This window comes from Nocardioides sp. GY 10127 (assembly GCF_004919085.1).
In the GTDB taxonomy this organism is placed as follows: domain Bacteria; phylum Actinomycetota; class Actinomycetes; order Propionibacteriales; family Nocardioidaceae; genus Nocardioides.
Window position 1 is genome coordinate 340,671 of record NZ_STGL01000001.1, and the last position, 17,283, is coordinate 357,953.

Annotated in this window: 14 protein-coding genes; 7 read left to right on the top strand and 7 right to left on the bottom strand. The window is 73.8% G+C overall.

Translation table 11 applies throughout. The features are described from left to right. The first annotated feature begins 173 nt into the window (after positions 1–173). Positions 174–1,508, top strand: a complete 1,335-nt coding sequence (locus E8D37_RS01505; RefSeq protein WP_136567967.1) for a 3-oxoacyl-ACP reductase — start codon at positions 174–176, stop codon at positions 1,506–1,508. Positions 1,509–1,518: 10 nt separating this feature from the next. Continuing rightward, the gene (locus tag E8D37_RS01510) at positions 1,519–2,373 is read left to right on the top strand and encodes a MaoC/PaaZ C-terminal domain-containing protein (protein ID WP_240770117.1); all 855 of its coding nucleotides are present in this window, start codon (positions 1,519–1,521) and stop codon (positions 2,371–2,373) included. 39 nt (positions 2,374–2,412) lie between these two features. On the opposite strand, the gene E8D37_RS01515 is transcribed toward E8D37_RS01510, so the two are convergent. Beyond that, the gene (locus tag E8D37_RS01515) at positions 2,413–3,270 is read right to left on the bottom strand and encodes an acyl-CoA thioesterase II (RefSeq protein WP_136567969.1); all 858 of its coding nucleotides are present in this window, start codon (positions 3,268–3,270) and stop codon (positions 2,413–2,415) included. A gap of 95 nt (positions 3,271–3,365) precedes the next feature. Then, positions 3,366–4,412 (bottom strand): PAC2 family protein, encoded by a 1,047-nt coding sequence (locus tag E8D37_RS01520; RefSeq protein WP_136567970.1) that lies wholly within the window; start codon positions 4,410–4,412, stop codon positions 3,366–3,368. 229 nt (positions 4,413–4,641) lie between these two features. Here E8D37_RS01520 and E8D37_RS01525 point away from each other — a divergent pair, with 229 nt between their 5' ends. Both E8D37_RS01525 and E8D37_RS01530 read left to right on the top strand, forming a co-directional pair. Beyond that, the gene (locus E8D37_RS01525; RefSeq protein ID WP_136567971.1) at positions 4,642–5,859 is read left to right on the top strand and encodes a thiolase family protein; all 1,218 of its coding nucleotides are present in this window, start codon (positions 4,642–4,644) and stop codon (positions 5,857–5,859) included. Then, entirely contained in the window at positions 5,859–7,931 is a 2,073-nt protein-coding gene (locus tag E8D37_RS01530; RefSeq protein ID WP_136567972.1) for a 3-hydroxyacyl-CoA dehydrogenase NAD-binding domain-containing protein, read from the top strand. The genes E8D37_RS01525 and E8D37_RS01530 overlap by 1 nt, the downstream gene beginning before the upstream one ends. Positions 7,932–8,082: 151 nt before the next feature. Here E8D37_RS01530 and dxs read toward each other — a convergent pair whose 3' ends face one another. Together dxs and E8D37_RS01540 are read right to left on the bottom strand one after the other, a co-directional pair. Next, the gene (gene dxs / locus E8D37_RS01535; protein ID WP_136567973.1) at positions 8,083–10,020 is read right to left on the bottom strand and encodes a 1-deoxy-D-xylulose-5-phosphate synthase; all 1,938 of its coding nucleotides are present in this window, start codon (positions 10,018–10,020) and stop codon (positions 8,083–8,085) included. 141 nt (positions 10,021–10,161) lie between these two features. After that, entirely contained in the window at positions 10,162–10,602 is a 441-nt protein-coding gene (locus E8D37_RS01540; protein ID WP_136567974.1) for an NUDIX domain-containing protein, read from the bottom strand. A gap of 103 nt (positions 10,603–10,705) precedes the next feature. On the opposite strand from E8D37_RS01540, the gene E8D37_RS01545 reads away from it, so the two are divergent. Next, positions 10,706–11,776, top strand: a complete 1,071-nt coding sequence (locus E8D37_RS01545) for a glycosyl hydrolase family 18 protein (protein ID WP_168929565.1) — start codon at positions 10,706–10,708, stop codon at positions 11,774–11,776. Between the two features lie 3 nt (positions 11,777–11,779). Here E8D37_RS01545 and E8D37_RS01550 read toward each other — a convergent pair whose 3' ends face one another. From E8D37_RS01550 to E8D37_RS01560, 3 genes are read right to left on the bottom strand one after another with little or no spacing between them, the layout of a single operon-like run. Next, positions 11,780–12,151, bottom strand: coding sequence for a hypothetical protein (locus E8D37_RS01550; RefSeq protein ID WP_136567976.1), 372 nt, complete (start codon positions 12,149–12,151; stop codon positions 11,780–11,782). A gap of 40 nt (positions 12,152–12,191) precedes the next feature. Beyond that, entirely contained in the window at positions 12,192–12,914 is a 723-nt protein-coding gene (locus E8D37_RS01555; protein WP_136567977.1) for a hypothetical protein, read from the bottom strand. Then, entirely contained in the window at positions 12,911–14,023 is a 1,113-nt protein-coding gene (locus tag E8D37_RS01560) for a histone deacetylase family protein (RefSeq protein WP_168929566.1), read from the bottom strand. Before E8D37_RS01560 ends, E8D37_RS01555 begins: the two co-directional genes overlap by 4 nt. 72 nt (positions 14,024–14,095) lie before the next feature. Here E8D37_RS01560 and E8D37_RS01565 point away from each other — a divergent pair, with 72 nt between their 5' ends. Together E8D37_RS01565 and E8D37_RS01570 are read left to right on the top strand one after the other, a co-directional pair. Next, positions 14,096–15,181 (top strand): P1 family peptidase, encoded by a 1,086-nt coding sequence (locus E8D37_RS01565; protein WP_136567979.1) that lies wholly within the window; start codon positions 14,096–14,098, stop codon positions 15,179–15,181. Further along, positions 15,174–17,279: a CocE/NonD family hydrolase gene (locus E8D37_RS01570; RefSeq protein WP_136567980.1), complete on the top strand. Its 2,106-nt coding sequence runs from the start codon at positions 15,174–15,176 to the stop codon at positions 17,277–17,279. Before E8D37_RS01565 ends, E8D37_RS01570 begins: the two co-directional genes overlap by 8 nt. Positions 17,280–17,283 lie beyond the last annotated feature (4 nt).

Consider the following 17,283-nt stretch of genomic DNA (forward strand, 5'->3'; position numbering starts at 1 on the left):
CTGCACCAGAGGGTGGTGAGGTCCAGGTCACGTATCGTGGACAGTGGAGGTTACTCGTCGGTTACATCGACGGGAACCACCCTGCCAGTGACGAGGACAACTCCGCAGCCGGCGCCCACGACGACGGGGCGGCGCTGCACCTCGCTCCCCCACCCATCCAGGAGACCCGCACCATGTCCGACCGCTACCAGGCGTTCACCGCCAGCCCGTTCGGCAAGCTGCTCGTGAAGAACCTCGGGCTCCCCGACCCGGTCCGGCTCGCCCGCTGGCACGACGGCGACGAGCTCGTCTCCGGCAGGGTCCTCCTCGTCGGGGACGGGCGACTCGCCTCGCCCGTCGCCAAGCAGCTGGACGCGCTGGAGATCGCCCACGAGCCGGTCCCAGCGCCGGAGACCCGCTATCGCGGGATCGTCGTCGACGCGAGCGGTCTCACCGACTCCTCCGCGCTCGGAGCACTGCGGGACGAGGTGGCACCCGTGATGCGCAGCCTGGAGACGTGTGCCCGGATCGTCGTCCTGGGCACCCCTCCGGAGCAGGTCGCCGGGTCGGCGCGCATCGCGCAGCGAGCGCTGGAGGGATTCACCCGCAGCTTGGGCAAGGAGATCGGACGCGGCGGCACGGTCCAGCTCGTCTACGTCGCCGAGGGCGCGGAGCAGGACGTCTCCAGCACGCTCGCGTTCCTCCTCTCCCCCAAGTCGGCCTACGTCTCCGGGCAGGTGGTGCGCGTGGGCGCGCACGGGTCCCAGCCGGCGGCCCCGGCGACCGACTGGCGGCGCCCCCTGGAGGGCAAGGTGGCGCTCGTGACCGGTGCCAGCCGCGGCATCGGTGAGCAGATCTCCCGGGTGCTCGCGCGCGACGGCGCGACGGTCGTGGGGCTCGACGTCCCGCAGGCCGCCAGCGACCTGCAGCGACTCACCTCCGAGATCGGCGGCGACTGGCTGGCCCTCGACATCACCGCCAAGGACGCCCCCGCTCGTATCGCGCAGCACCTGCAGCGCGAGCACGGCGGGGTCGACGTCGTCGTCCACAACGCCGGCATCACCCGCGACAAGAAGCTCGCCAACATGAAGGCGGACCGCTGGGAGCAGGTCATCGCGGTCAACCTCACCGCCCCGGAGCGCATCACCCGCACGCTGCTCGACGACGGCGTGCTCAACGACGGCGCCTCGGTCGTGGGGGTGGCCAGCATCGCGGGCATCGCCGGCAACGTCGGCCAGACGAACTACGCGACGTCCAAGGCAGGCGTGATCGGGCTCGTCGAGGCGCTGCGCGACGACCTGCCGAACGGCGTCCGGATCAACGCGGTCGCCCCCGGTTTCATCATCACGCAGATGACGGCCGCGGTCCCGTTCGCCACCCGCGAGATCGGCCAGCGCCTCAACGCCCTGGCTCAGGGCGGGCTCCCCGTGGACGTCGCGGAGACCGTCGCCTGGTTCGCGGACCCCGCCTCGGCCCGGGTCAACGGCAACGTGGTCCGCGTGTGCGGCCAGATGATGCTGGGCGCCTGACGTGGGCGGGGTGGGAGCTCTCGCCCGCGCGGCGCTGCCGTCGGTGCCGGGCATAACCCTGCTGCCCGGGGTGCGGAAGGACCCGGCCGCGGGCCGCGCCGAGCGACTGGCACGGCGGAGGTCCGACGTCCGCATCGACGCCGAAGCGGCCGGACGCTACGCGGAGCTCTGCGGGTTCGCCCCGCGCGACGCCGTGCCGCTCACCTACCCCCACCTGCTCGGCTTCGACCTGCAGTTGGGTCTCATGGCAGAGCCCGCCTTCCCCGCACCGGCTCTCGGGCTCGTCCACGTCGAGAACCGGATCACCGCCTCACGCCGTCTCCATCCCGGCGAGGTCGTCGACGTCGAGGTCAGCGTCGGGCCTGCCCGTCCGCACCGCAGCGGAAGGGTGTTCGACTTCGTCACCACCGTCTGCGACGCGGAGTCCGGGGAGGTCGCGTGGGAGGAGTCCTCCTCCTACCTGCACCGCAGCAACGGGCAGCCGGATGCGCCGGGTCTTCTCGATCTCCCGCAGGTGCCCCCGACCGGCACGGTGTGGAAGCTGCCCGCCGATCTCGGACGTCGGTACGCATCCGTGGCCGGCGACTGGAACCCGATCCACGTCCATCCGTGGACCGCGAAGGCCTTCGGCTTCCCTCGCGCCATCGCCCACGGCATGTGGACCATGGCGCGCTGTGTGGCCTCCTTCGAGAACCGGCTCCCGCCGGCCTGCACGGTGGAGGTCGGGTTCCGCAAGCCGGTGCTGCTCCCGGGGTCGGTGGCGTTCGGCAGCCGTCTGCGCCCCGACGGCGGGCTGGACTTCAGCCTCTCCCGCCCGGGGTCGGACACCTGGCACCTGCTCGGCAGCGCCTACCCCGGAGCCTGACCCGGAGCCTGCCCGTGGACGGGGCAGAGCCCCACCCGATCAGTGCTCCCGCGCGGGGTCCCTCCGGCGGATGAGCGCCTCCTGGGCCACGGACGCGACCAGGCGACCGTCCTGCGTGAACACGCGCGCGTTGATGAGCGCGCGAGCGCCGGCCATGCTCGGCGAGTGCTGGTCGTAGAGCCACCAGTCGTCGGCCCGGAAGGGCCGGTGGAACCACACCGCGTGGTCGAGCGAGGCCGCCATCGACCGGTTGTCGCCGAACCTCAGCCCGTGCGGGGCGAATGCGGGGCCGAGCAGCGCCATGTCCGAGCCGTAGACGAACGCGGCGGCCTGCAGCAGCGGGTCGGACGGCAGGTCCCGGCCGACGCGGAGCCACACTCGCTGACGTCCGGGCCGCTCCGGGTCGGGCGGCAGGACGTCGGCGGAGCTGCCCGCGTAGCGGATCTCGGAGACGTCCCAGTCGGTGAACCGCTTGCCCGGCGGTGCCGCGTCCCGCGGGTCGGGGCACTCCTCAGGGCCGGGGACGCCGACCGGCATGACGTCCTGGTGGTCCCAGCTCTCCTCCTCGCGCGCGAGGTCGACGGTCATCACGAAGATGGGACGCCCGTGCTGCCGCGCGAGCACGCGGCGGGTCGTGAACGACCGCCCGTCCCGCAGCTTCTCGACGTCGTAGATGATGGGCGCGCCGGTGTCACCGGGCTGGAGGAAGTACGAGTGCAGCGAGTGGATCGCGAAGCCCTCGCCCACGGTCCGAGCAGCCGCCACCACGGCCTGCGCGGCGACCTGCCCGCCGTACACCCGCGGGAGCTGCGAGGGCAGCTGCGACCCCCGGAACAGGTTGTCGTCGATGGTCTCGAGGTCGAGCAGGAACAGCAGCTCGTCGGTGGTGCTCGGCACGATTCTTCCGGTTCTCCTGTGGTCCTGGCAAACGGTCCTGCAGACGGTCCTGGCGGAGCGGTCCTGCTCAGCCCGGGTGCGGGGTTCGGCGGGCCTCAGCCCTGGGGCCGGCCCCAGCCCTCGCCGGGCTCCTCGGGGTTCTCGGGGTCCGCCTGGTCGAGCTCAGCGAGGAACTGCTCGAACTGGCGCCCGAGCTCGTCGCCGCTCGGCAGCGGCTCGTCCTTGGCCAGCAGGCCCTCACCGGACTGCTCGGCCCGCTCGAAGGCGTCGTACTGCTGCTCGAGCGCCTCGACGACGTCCGCCACCTCGCTGTTGTCCTCGAGGTACCGACCGATCTCGGCCTCGCGGTCCTCGGCCTCCGCCCGTAGGCCCGAGAGGTCGATGGTGAGGCGACCGGCGATCTCCACCCGCTCGAGGAGCGAGGTGGACGCGCCGGGGTAGTCGAGCTGCGCCAGGTAGTGCGGCACGTGCGCCACGAACCCGAGCGCGGCGTGACCCCACTCCCCCAGGCGGATCTCCAGGAGCGCCTGGGCGCTGGACGGCACGCGGAGCTCACCGGACCACGGGCTCGTGCCGGTGAGCAGGTCGGGGTCGTTGGCGTGCTGCGTCATGGCCAGCGGCCGGGTGTGCGGCACGGCCATGGGCACGGCGCCGAGGCTGATGACCCGGTCCACGTCGAAGCGCTCGACGACGCGGCGCACGGCGCGCGCGAACGCCTCCCACCGGACGTCGGGCTCGGGGCCGTGCAGCAGCAGGTACGGGTTCCCGCCGGAGTCGTGAAGCAGTCGCACCACGAGGCGCGGCGCGTCGTAGTCGGTGTAGCGGTCGACGGAGAAGGTGACGGCGGGGCGACGCGCCCGGTAGTCGTGGAGCTCGTCGACGTCGAAGGTGGCCACCACCTTGCCGGGGCGCCAGCCCGGCGGGCGGGGCGAGGCCTCGCGGCCGGTCAGGTCCGCGCCACCGACACCCGTGACCGGGCTGTCGTCGGCGATGTCGAGGAGGTGCTGCACCGCTCGGCGCGCGGCGTTGCCGGCGTCCAGGAACCCGTCGAGCGACAGCACGAGCGTCAGGTCGACGTCCGCGTCGCGCTCGTCGAGCTCCGGCACCTCGTCGAGGATGTGCACGAGTCGGTCCTCGGCCACGTGGGTCCTCCGTCCTCGCTGGTTGCAGGGCGCCCGTCGGGGGGTTCCGGTCGGCGCCGCCGTCCGTCCAACCGGCGACGTCCCACGATATTCCGCCGGGGCCCGTGGAGTCGGTAGCAGGACGCGTCCGGCGACACGGACGTGACGCGCCGCACACCTAGTACTCGCGCGACCTAGTTACTAGGGAGTAACGTTGTGCGGGCAAGCTCCGCCCACCACAGGAGGCCCCGTGCCCCGACAGTCGCGAGAGGTCGTCTTCGTCGACGGCGTGCGCACCCCCTTCGGCAAGGCCAAGGGCCAGTACGCCGAGACCCGCGCCGACGACCTCGTCATCAAGTGCATCCGCGAGCTCCTCCGCCGCAACCCCGACCTGCCGCCCGAGCGGGTGGACGAGGTCGCCATCGCAGCCACCACGCAGATCGGCGACCAGGGCCTGACCATCGGCCGCACCGCCGCCCTGCTCGCCGGGCTCCCGAAGTCCGTGCCCGGCTACTCGATCGACCGCATGTGCGCCGGCGCCATGACCGCCGTGACCACCACCGCCGGCGGCATCGCGTTCGGCTCCTACGACATCGCCATCGCCGGCGGCGTCGAGCACATGGGACGCCACCCGATGGGCGAGGGCGTCGACCCGAACCCGCGCATCCTCTCCGAGCGCATCGTCGACCCGGACGCCCTGGTCATGGGCAAGACCGCCGAGAACCTGCACGACCGGTACCCGTCCATCACCAAGGAGCGCACGGACGCCTACGCCGTCCGCTCCCAGGAGAAGACGGCCAAGGCGTACGCCAACGAGCAGATCCAGCCCGACCTCGTGCCGGTGGCCACCCGCTCGGCCGAGCTCGGCTGGGGCCTGGCCACCACCGACGAGCCGATGCGACCCGGCACCACCCTGGAGGACCTGGCCGCCCTCAAGACCCCGTTCCGTCCGCACGGGCGCGTCTCCGCGGGCAACGCCGCCGGTATCAACGACGGTGCGACGGCCTGCCTGCTCGCCGACGAGGACACCGCGAACGAGCTGGGCCTCCCGGTGAAGATGCGCCTGGTGTCCTACTCGTTCATGGGGGTGGAGCCCGAGGTCATGGGCGCCGGTCCGATCCCCGCGACGGAGAAGGCGCTCAAGCAGGCCGGGCTCACCATCGACGACATCGACGCCTTCGAGATCAACGAGGCGTTCGCCGTCCAGGTGCTCGCCTTCCTGGAGCACTTCGGCATCGCCGACGACGACGAGCGGGTCAACCCGTACGGCGGCGCCATCGCGATGGGCCACCCGCTCGCCTCCTCCGGCGTGCGCCTCATGACGCAGCTGGCGCGCCGCTTCGAGGAGCGCCCCGACGTCCGCTACGGCCTCACCACCATGTGCATCGGCATCGGCATGGGCGGCACGGTCGTCTGGGAGAACCCCCACTGGTCCGGCAACGACGACAGCACCGGGAGCGACGCCTGATGGCCACCGACATGACCACCCTCCTCGAGAAGGCCCGCGCCCTGGCGCCCGAGAACGAGCGCGTCACGCGTGCCCACCTGCGCAAGGTGACCCTCCCCGGCGGCGCCGGCGTGATGGGCCTGATCACCCTCGACAACGGCGAGGACCACACCAAGCCCAACACCTTCGGTCTCGGCGGCCTCCTCAGCCTCAACGAGGCGATCGACGCCGCGCTCGCCGACGACGAGGTGACGAGCCTCGGCGTCACCGGCAAGCCGTTCATCCTCGCCGCGGGCGCCGATCTCACGAGCATCGCGGCGGGCGGGCCCGAGGGCATCCGCGTCGTCGCCGAGCTCGGCCACGCCGTCTTCCGCAAGCTGCAGGACGGCGGCAAGACCAGCTTCGGCTTCGTCAACGGCCTCGCCCTGGGCGGCGGCCTCGAGGTCGCGCTCCACTGCCACTACCGCACGGTGATGGACTCCGCGCCGGCCCTCGGCCTGCCCGAGGTCATGCTCGGGCTCATCCCCGGCTGGGGCGGCGGCTACCTCGTCCCGAACCTCGTGGGCGCCGATAAGGCGGTCACCGTCATGATCGAGAACCCCCTCAACAACGGCAAGACGCTCAAGGGCTACGAGGCGTTCCGCCTCGGCCTCGCCGACGCGATGTTCTCGGGCGCCGACTACCTCGAGCAGTCCCTGCTCTGGGCCGCCGGCGTGCTGAACGGCACCGAGACGGTCCAGCGGCCCGAGATCGACCGCGGTCAGGCGTGGGACGACGCCCTCGCTCGGGCCCGCGCCGTCGTGGCCGGACGCACCGGTGGGGCCAGCCCTGCGGCCCAGCGTGCCGTCGAGCTCATCGAGGGGGCCCGGACAGCCACCCGCGACGAGGGCTTCGCCGCCGAGGACACCTCGCTGGTGGACATGGCGATGACCCCGCAGCTCCTCGCCAGCCTCTACGCCTTCGACCTGGTCCAGAAGCGCGCCAAGCGTCCCGCCGGCGCCCCGGACCGGAGCCTGGCCCGCCCGGTCACCAAGGTCGGCATCGTCGGTGCCGGTCTCATGGCCAGCCAGCTCGCCCTCCTCTTCGTCCGTCGCCTCGAGGTCCCGGTCGTCCTCTCCGACCTAGACCAGGAGCGCGTCGACAAGGGCGTCGCCTACGTGCACGCCGAGCTCGACAAGCTGCTCGCCAAGGGACGCATCTCCGCGGACCGGGCCAACCGCCACAAGGCGCTGGTCTCGGGCGTGGTGGAGAAGGCGGACGCGTTCGCCGACGCCGACTTCGTCATCGAGGCCGTCTTCGAGGAGATGGGCGTCAAGAAGTCGGTCTTCGCCGACGTCGAGAAGGTGGTGAGCGAGACCTGCGTGCTCGCGACCAACACCTCGTCGCTGTCGATCACCGAGATGGCCGCCGACCTCGAGCACCCCGAGCGGGTTGTCGGCTTCCACTTCTTCAACCCCGTCGCGGTCATGCCGCTCCTCGAGATCGTCCAGGGCGAGCGCACGGACGACGCCACCCTCGCCACGGCCTTCGGCACCGGCAAGGCGCTGAAGAAGACCACGATCCTCGTCCAGGACTCCCCGTCCTTCATCGTCAACCGGCTCCTGGGCCGGTTCATGAGCGAGGTCTCCAAGGTCGTCGACGCGGGCACCCCGATCGAGGTCGTGGACGGCGCGTTCGGCGGCGTGGCCCCGATGCCGCCGTTCACGCTCATGGCCCTCGTCGGCCCGGCCATCGCCCTGCACAACACCGAGACGCTGGCCGGGGCCTTCCCGGACCGCTTCTACGTCTCGCCCGCGCTCGAGCGCGTCGTCGCGGCGCGCAAGCCGTCCTACTTCGGCCCCGACGGCACCCTCGACCCCGAGGTGGCCGCGATGCTGGAGACGCCGGCCGAGCCGGTCGTCCTCGAGGCCGACCAGGTGCGTCGCACCGTGCTCGAGGGCCTCGCCGAGGAGGCCCGGATCATGCTGGACGAGGGGGTGGTCGCCGCCGCGGAGGACCTCGACCTTGCCATGATCACCGGCGCGGGCTTCTCGTTCTGGAACGGTGGCCTGACCATGCTGCTGGAGCGCGAGCGGCTCGGGAAGTTCCACTGACCGCAGTCACCGTCAGCGACGCCGAGGGCCGGCGCACCACCACGGTGCGTCGGCCCGCGGCGTCTTCAGCAGACCGTGTCAGCCCATCGTGAGGGCACGGAGCAGGATGGGCTCCGCGTGAGACGGGCCCGGTAGAGAGGGGCCGGGGCCGTCAGCCCCGACGGTCCGGCTCCGCCTCGACGTCGCGGGAGCCGGGGAGCGCGTCGCCGTCGCTGGCGGAGACCGCCTCCACCGTGTCCCGGGCGATCTCCTGGGCCGTGAGCCCGATGCGTCCGAGGATCGCGTCGCGCTTCGCGTGGCCCAGGAACTCCTGCGGGATGCCGTGCAGCCGCACCGGCGTGGTGACGCGCGCGGCGTTGAGGGCCTGGAGCAGCGTGGCGCCCACGCCGCCCTGCACGCCGTTGTCCTCGATGCTCACGACGAGGCCGTGGGTGCGCGCCAGGTCCAGGAGCGCCGAGGGCACCGGCTTGACCCACCGGGGGTCCACGACGGTGACGCCGATCCCCTGGTCACGCAGGCGCTCGGCCACGTCCACCGCCGTGGTCGCCATGGACCCGACACCCACGAGCAGGACGTCGCGCGCACCCTCGCGCACGAGGACGTCGACCACCGCGCCGTCGGACCCGGCCACCGTGTCCACGGCCTCGAGGTCGGCCGGGGGCGCGCCCTTGGGGTAGCGCACGACCGTCGGCGCGTCGTCCACGTCGACGGCCTCGTCCAGCAGCTCGCGCAGCCGCGCGGCGTCGCGGGGGGCGGCGAGCCTCAGGCCCGGCACGCACTGGAGCATCGACATGTCCCACATGCCGTTGTGGCTGGCACCGTCGTCGCCGGTCACGCCGGAGCGGTCGAGCACGAACGTCACGCCGAGGCGGTGCAGGGCCACGTCCATGAGGACCTGGTCGAACGCCCGGTTGAGGAACGTGGCGTAGAGCGCCACCACGGGGTGCAGGCCGGCCATCGCCATGCCCGCCGCGGACGTCGCGGCGTGCTGCTCCGCGATCCCGACGTCGAACGTCCGCTCGGGGAAGCGCGCCTCGAACGCGTCCAGCCCGACCGGGTGCATCATCGCCGCGGTGATGCCGACGACGTCCTCGCGGCGCTCGCCGATCTCGACGATGGCCTCGGAGAAGTGGTCGGTCCAGATACGACCGCGCTTGCGCTCCTCGCCGGACTCGATGTCGAACGGCTGCGGGGAGTGGAACTGGTCGGCCTCGTGCCGCTCGGCGGCGTCGTAGCCGAAGCCCTTGCGGGTGATCGCGTGCACGATCACGGGGCCGTTGAAGCGCTTGGCCTGGGTGAGCGCCTGCTCCATCGCGGCGCGGTCGTGCCCGTCGACGGGCCCGACGTACTTCAGGCCGAGGTCCTCGAAGAGACCCTGCGGCGCGAGCGCGTCCTTGAGACCCTTCTTCATCGCGTGCAGCGCGTCGTAGGCGGTGGGGCCGACGCCGGGCACGGCGTTGAGGCGCTTCTTCACCATGTCGAGCATCTGCTCGTAGCGCGGGTTCGTCCGCAGCGTGGCCAGCGCGGTGGCCAGACCGCCCACGGTGGGCGTGTAGGAGCGCCCGTTGTCGTTGACCACGATCACGAGGCGGCTGTCCGGCGCCACGGCGATGTTGTTCAGCGCCTCCCAGGCCATCCCGCCGGTCAGCGCCCCGTCGCCGATGACGGCGACCACGTGCCTGTCCTCGCCACGCACGGCGTAGGCCTTCGCGAGGCCGTCGGCGTAGGAGAGCGCGGTGGAAGCGTGGGAGTTCTCGACGAGGTCGTGCTCGGACTCCTCACGGCTCGGGTAGCCGGAGAGCCCACCCTCCTGCCGCAGGTGGTCGAAGTCGTCGGCCCGGCCGGTGAGGATCTTGTGGACGTAGGACTGGTGCCCGGTGTCGAGGACGACCCGGTCGTGCGGGGAGTCGAAGACCCGGTGCAGGGCGATCGTGAGCTCCACGACCCCGAGGTTGGGGCCGAGGTGGCCGCCGACCTTGGAGGTCGAGCGCACCAGCAGGTCCCGGATCTCCCCGGCGAGGGTGTCGAGCTGGTCCTCGGTCAGTCCCCGCAGGTCACGCGGCTCCCTGACCGTCGCCAGGACTCCCATCCAGGCCTCCGTCCCTTCGTCCGTGTGCGACGCGTGACGCCGCCTTGCCGCCTGCCCCTCGACGCACGCGTGGCGCACGTCAGGGGTGGCACCCCGAGTCTAGGGGGACCCCCGCCCGGGTCCAGCACCCCCGGGAGCGCGTCACGCCCGCGCGGCGGCCTCGCGCGTCAGGCGGTCGTGCAGGTCGCTGCCGAGGAACCACGAGAACAGGACGCCGGCCGACCTGGTGAGCGGAAGCTCCGGCACCGTCGCCGGGTCGACGAGCACGATCTGCCGGCCCTCGTGGCACTCGACGTCGGCGTCGGTGAGGGCCGCGCCCGCGGCGAGCGTGGTCACGAGGCCGTGGCCGGCGTCGTGCTGCTCGACCTGCGTCAGCTCGTCCGGGGACAGCACGAGCCCCGTCTCCTCCTCGAGCTCACGCACCGCCGCCTCGAGCGGCGTCTCCCCCGGCTCCATGTGGCCGCCGGGCAGTCCCCAGCAGTCGGGGTCGATCCGCGGGTGCTCGTCGCGCTCCTGGAGGAGCAGCCACCCGCGCGGATCGACGAGCAGGACGGACGCGAAGGTGGGGTCGGAGACGGACACGCGCCGAGCCTACGAGCGACGCGATCACCCGGGGTCCAGGGAATCCCCACGGATTGCTCGCCGAATCCCTGCGGCGTCCCGCCCCTCGGCCGACCATGGTGGGGTGAACCGCCGACCCTCTCGCCCCTCGGCGCTCCTGCTCGCGGGGCTCCTCAGCGCTCTCCTGTGGGGCACCGTGGAGGCTCCGGGAGCATCGCTCGCGGCGGTCGGCGCACAACGTGACCGGGCGTCCGCGTCGCCGGCGGTCACGGGGTACGCGATCCCGAGCGTGCGCTCCCGCGTGGTGCGGCGTGACGCCGCGGCGCTCAGCACCGTCACGGTCGCCTCGATCGGGCTGACGGCCTCGGGCGACGGCCTGGCCACGCCCTCCAAGAGCGTCCGCGCGGGGCTCCGGCGGCTCCGGCGGACGGCGCACGCCGAGGGACTCAGCGCGCAGCTGATCCTCAGCAACTACCGCGAGCCGGTCGGCTTCGACGCCCGGGCCCAGCACCGCCTGCTGCACCACCCCGCTCACCGGGCGGCCGTGGCGTCGTCCGCGGCGCGGACGGTGAGGCGCGCGGGCTGGGACGGGCTGAACGTGGACCTGGAACGGGTCCGTGCCGCAGACGCGGCAGGGCTGGTCTCGCTGCTGCGGGAGCTGCGGGGCGCCCTCCCGTCCACCGCGGCCCTCACGGTGGACGTCTCGGCCAGGACGTCCCTGCGCTCCTACCGCGCCGCCGGCTACCGCCTGCGCCGGATCGCCGGGATCGTCGACGTCGTCCAGCTGATGGCCTACGACCAGCACGGCCCGACCTGGACGGGGCCTGGTCCCGTCGGTTCGTTGGTGTGGCAGAGAGCCGCACTGAGGGCGGCGCGCCGGGCCGTCCCGGCCCGCCGCCTGGACCTGGGGGTGGCCGGGTACGGCTACACCTGGCCGCCGGAGTCCTCCGGCCGCACCGGGACCAGCATCTCCCCGGCGAGCGCTCGACGACGGGTGGAGCGAGCGGGCGTCACGCCCCGGTGGCACCGCCGCGACGGCGAGTGGAGCGCGACGCTCCCGGGAGGCACGGTGCTGTGGTGGTCCGACGCCCGCTCGGTGGACGCGCGCCTGGCCCTGGCCGCGCGCCGCGGCCTGCACGGCGTCGCGCTGTGGCGTCTCGGGACGGCCGATCCCCTGGTCGGGAGACAGGCCTGAGCCTCACAGCCGAGCGACGTAGCGCCGCCCCCGGATCGCATCCTCGACCAGCCCGACCGCCCGCCTCAGCCCCGTCAGCCGGGCCTCCTCGGCCAGCCAGGCCTGCACGGCGTCCTCGACGACGTCGAGCTGGGCGACGTCGCGCAGGTCGGCCCGGGCCCGGCTCACCCCCCGCCTGCAGGCCTCGGCGGACGCCTCCACGTGCAGCGCGGCGAACCGGGCCAGGACCACCGGGTGTCCACGCAGCGCGGGGTAGCCGCGGTACTCCGGCGGACAGAGGTCGAGCAGCCACCCCACGGCCGTGCGCTCCCAGTCGGGGGCGTCGGGGGGACGGACCTGCCGGGGCCAGCCCGGCGGGGCGACGTGTCTGACCATGGCCAGAGGATACGCCCAGGTTCGAATCTGTGTTCGATTCTCAGGTGGGAGGCCCGGCCACACCGAGTCGTGCGTCGACGCCGCGCGCGGCCAGGGCCGACACCAGAGCGGCCGGCCCGTCCACCGGATTCCAGACGACGGGAGCCGGCCCCGCCGTCCCCGCCCCTTCCTCGTCCGCGACCCGTAGGACCTGCCCCTCCTCGAGACCGTGAGGCAGCGGGTCGCCCGGCCCGAGCACCACGTATCCCTGTCGACGCAGCCCCTCGCGCACCACCTCCACCGCCTCGGAGGTGCCCAGCACGACCGCCCGGATCGGGGACACGGACACGGCGCGCTTCGATCCCGCGGTCGTCGGTGCGAGCTCCACGCCGGACGGCGCAGTCGGCTCACCTCGCTCGTGCGGGACGACGCCCACCTGGACGTCGTCGCGGTAGATCTCGACGCCCGGGTCGGACGAGCGGACCTCCTCGTGCTCCACCCCGTGCGCCGTCAGCAGGTCCCGCAGGGCCAGCACGCGGCTCGCCATCGCCGGGGGCACCGGCTCGCGGAACCAGGTGACGGCGCCGACGGTGTTGCCGTCGGCGTAGAACGGCGGGTGCGGGAGGTGCTCCAGGAACCAGTCGTCGATCTCGAGGTACCGCTCGGTCTCGGCCGGGGTGAGCCGTCCCGCCCTCCGGAGGTGATCGACGGCCACGAAGATCCCCACCTCGACACCGAGGCGTCCGCGGTAGGTGGCCTGCACGCGCACGAAGGTCTCACTCACGCGCCCTCGTGCCCCTCGAGGTAGGCGCGCACCAGGCTGCCGAGGCTCGGCAGGTGGTACCCGCCCTCCTGCACGACGACGGTCGGGATGCCCAGCCCGCCGAGGATCTCCCCCGCCAGCCGGTACCCGTCGTGGGTGATCGCGAGGGGCGCCTCGGGGTCGTCGACGGCCGCGTCGAGGCCGAGCGAGACCACAAGCGCGTCCGCGCCCTCGGCGAAGGCTGCCAGCCGCACGATCTCCGCCAGCCAGCGCCCGTCCTCGGTGCCCTCGGGCACCGGGCGGTTCAGCGTCGCCCCCGTCCCCGAGCCCTCGCCGACCTCGCTCTCGTGCCCGAAGACGTGCGGGAACCAGCCCGCCGCCGGGTCGACGTGCACCGACCCGTACCGGACGTCGCCGCGGCGCCAGAACGCGGCCTGCGTCCCGTTGCCGTGGTGGGCGTCGATGTCGATGACAGAGACGGTGTGGCACCCGGCGTCCAGCAGCGCCTCCGCCGCCACGGCCGCGTTGTTGAGGTAGCACGACCCCCCGTAGCCGCCGGGTGTCGCGTGGTGGCCCGGCGGACGGCAGAGCGCGTAGGCGCCGCGCGCCCCCGCTGCCACGAGGTCGACCGCCGTGAGCGCGCAGTCCACCGCCGCGCGGACCGCCGCCCACGTGCCCGGTCCGACCAGCGTCATCGTGTCGTAGCAGCGTTCGCCGACCTGCGCGTGCAACGCCCGCGCCGGCGTCGGCGGCATCCCGGCGAGCAGGGCGGGCGTGGCGAAGAAGTAGGGGACGGCGCGGTCCTGACCCACCAGCGCCGCGTACGGTCCGGCGGCCCACCGGCGCTCGAGGTCCCGCAGCGCGAGCAGCAGCCCTGGCTCGTGGACGCGGCGGAGCACCCGGTCGTCGTGCGAGGTCGCCTCGACGAGCGCCCGCGGGCCGGGCCCCGCGCTCCCGGAGTCGCCTCCCGAGTCGCCCGTCAGAGCCTCCAGCAGGACGTCGACGCGCTCCGGGACCTCGACGGCCGGCGTCGGCGTCCCGACCCACACCTCGTGCCGCGGGTCGTGGAGCCGGGTGTCCGGCGACCAGACGACCCCGAACCGCTCGACGGCCTGCTCCTGGGTGCTCACGCCCCGATCCTGGCACCGTTCCCGTGCGCGGCGCACCGACGCGGCGGCGGTACGACGCGGCAGGATGTCGACATGTCCGCACGCCCGCGCCCCCGCGACCTGGGCCTCGCCCCCGGCACCCTGCCCAGTGGCCCCACGGCGTCCGTGCTCGACGTGCCCGGTGTCGGTCTGGGCCACGCGACCCTCGTCCGTGACGAGCCCGCGCCCCCGCTGGGCCGCGGCACCGCACGCACCGGGGTCACCTGCCTGCTCCTGGCCGAGGACGCCTACCGCCGCCCGGTACCGGCGGGCGGCGCCGTGCTCAACGGCGCCGGGGAGTGCACCGGATTCCTGAGCGCGGCCGAGTGGGGCGCGGCGGAGACCCCCGTCTACCTCACCTCCACCATGCAGCTCGGCCGCGTCTACGACGCCGCCTGCACGATCGCGCTGGAGGGCGACGCCGGGGTCGCGGACGACGTCGTGATCCCCGTCGTGGGCGAGTGCGACGACTCCTGGCTCAACGACTGCCGGCGGATGCAGGTCACCGAGGACGACGTGCGGGCAGCGCATGCCGCCGCGGTGGCCTCCGTCGGCGCGGCGGCTCCCCCGCCGACCGGCGCGGTCGGCGCCGGCACGGGCATGAGCTGCCTGGGCTTCAAGGGCGGGATCGGCACCGCGTCCCGCGTCCTGCCCGACGGGACGACCGTGGCCGTCCTCCTCCTCACCAACTTCGGCACCCGCGAGGAGCTGAGGGTCGACGGCGTCGCCGTCGGCCGGGCCTGGCCGTCCGCCGGGGGTCCCGGCACCACCGAGCCGGACCGGCCCGCCGGCTCCTGCCTCGGGCTCGTCGTCACCGATGCGCCCGTGGACGGCGCGGGGTGCGCGCGGCTGGCCCGACGCATCGGCCTCGGCCTGGCCCGGGTCGGCTCGGTCGCCCACCACGGCAGCGGCGAGATCTTCCTCGGCTTCTCCACCGGCCTACGGCTCGACCGCGACCAGCGTCCCGACGGACCCGCACGCTCGGGGCGTGACCTCGACCCCCTCTTCACCGCCGTCGTCGACGCCACCGAGGAGGCGGTCTACGACTCCCTGCTCTCCGCACCGACCACCGTGGGCCGCGACGGGCACGTGAGCGAGGGGCTCGACGCCGAGGTCCTCCAGGGACTGCTGCGTGGCTGACCAGGAGCCGGACCCCGTTTCCGTCTCGGCCTCCGAGCGGGAGGTCGAGGTCGTCGTCCGGGACGGCACCACGCTCCGCGCCACCCTCTACCTCCCCCAGCAGGACGCCGGCCCGCAGCCGTGCCTGCTCGAGGCGCTCCCCTACCGCAAGGACGACCTCACGTCGTCCTGGTCGTCGCAGTACCGCAGCCTGCGTGACCGCCACGGCTACGCGGTCTGCCGGCTCGACCTGCGGGGCACCGGCTCGTCGGAGGGCACCGCCGTCGACGAGTACCCCGCCACCGAGACCGACGACCTCGTCGACGTGCTCGTCTGGCTCGCCGCCCAGCCCTGGTGCACCGGGCGGGTCGGGATGTTCGGCACCTCCTACTCCGGCTTCAACGCCCTGCAGACGGCGTGCGCGGTGGCCGGCACCCCGGCGGAACCGGTCCTGGGGGCCGTCGTGGCCGTCCACGCCAGCGACGACCGGTGGACCGACGACGTCCACTGGCGCGGCGGGTCGCTCCGCCTGCTCGACCTGGTCGACTACTGCCACTACATGACCCCGACCGTCCTCCTCCCGCCCGTTCCCGCGCTGTGGGGCCCGGGCTGGCGCGAGGAGTGGGCGCGCCGTTGGGCAACCCACACGCCCTGGCTGCACACCTGGCTGAAGCACGCCCACCACGACGGCTACTGGCGGCACGGCTCGGTCCGCGCCCGGGCCGGCGCGACGGATGGCTACGAGCGCCTCCGGGTGCCCACGATGCTGGTCACGGGCTGGGCCGACGGGTACTCCAACACCGGCCTGCGGACGACCGCCGAGCTCGCCCGGCACGGCGTCCCGCACCGTCTCCTCGCCGGGCCCTGGGCCCACGCGGACCCCGCGACGGCCATGCCCGGCCCCCGGGTGGACCTCGACACGGAGATGGTGGCGTTCCTCGACCGCTGGCTACGCGGACCAGCCGGTCTCGGCCAGGGCGAGGACGTCGGCCACGCGGACGTCTTCGTGCGGTCCTCGACGCGCCCCGAGCCCGACCTCGACACCCACGAGGGGCACTGGCTGCGCCTGCCCTCGGTGCCTCCGACCCGTTCCTGGCGGCGCACGCTGCACCCGGCGGACGCCCCGCCCGCCACCCTGCCCGTCGACCCGTCCACCGGCACCGCCGCCTGGTTGGACTGCGCCGGTCACCTCCCGTTCGGGCTCCCGCTGGACCAGCGCCCGGACGACGCCCGCTCCCTGGTGCACGACCTGGACCCGCCCGAGGCACCCGTCGTGGGGCACCCTCGCGTCCGGCTGGTCGTGAGCGCCGACGCCCCACAGGCCCTGGTGTCGGTCAAGCTCGTCGACGTCTTCCCCGACGGCACCGGCGAGCTCGTCACCCGCGGGACCCGCGACCTGACCCTGGCCCACGACCTGCACGGCGAGCGGCGAGCGCTGGCCCCAGGGGTGCCGGTCGCGCTGGACCTCGAGCTGGACGCCGTGGCCCACCGGTTCGCCCCGGGGCAGCGCCTGCGGCTGAGCATCGCCGGCAGCGACTGGCCGAACACGGCCGCGCCCTCGGGGCCGGTCACGCTCACCGTCCACGAGGCCCACCTCGACCTGCCGCTGCTGGAGGGCACGCACCCCGCACCGTCTCTCGCCCCCGGCGCACTGCACTCCTCCGAGCGAAGCGCTGCCGACGGCCAGACCCACGACGAGGCGGACGAGGTGGACCCCCGCTGGGACGTCGTCGACGACGTCCTGCGGCGCACGACGACCGCCCGCACCCGGTACGGCGGCGGCGACTCCTCCGGCGCCGCGCCCCACGGCGCGACCTGGTCGGAGGACTACCGCGGCGAGGTCAGCGTGGACCGGCGCACCCACGCGCAGACCGCGCGGGCCGAGACGACCTACACGCTCTCCTGGCCGGGAGAGGACAGGCCGGGAGAGGACGGGCCGGGAAAGAACGGGCCAGTCCACGTCCGGGTCACCAGCACCCTCGAGGCGCACGTGGACGCAGCCGGGGTCCGTACCAAAATCAGCGCTCGGGCCGAGGAGGACGGTCGGGAGGTCGCCGCCAGGACCTGGACGTGGCCACCCGAGGCCGGGCCCATCTACGGCGAGGCAGACGCCGGCTGACCCC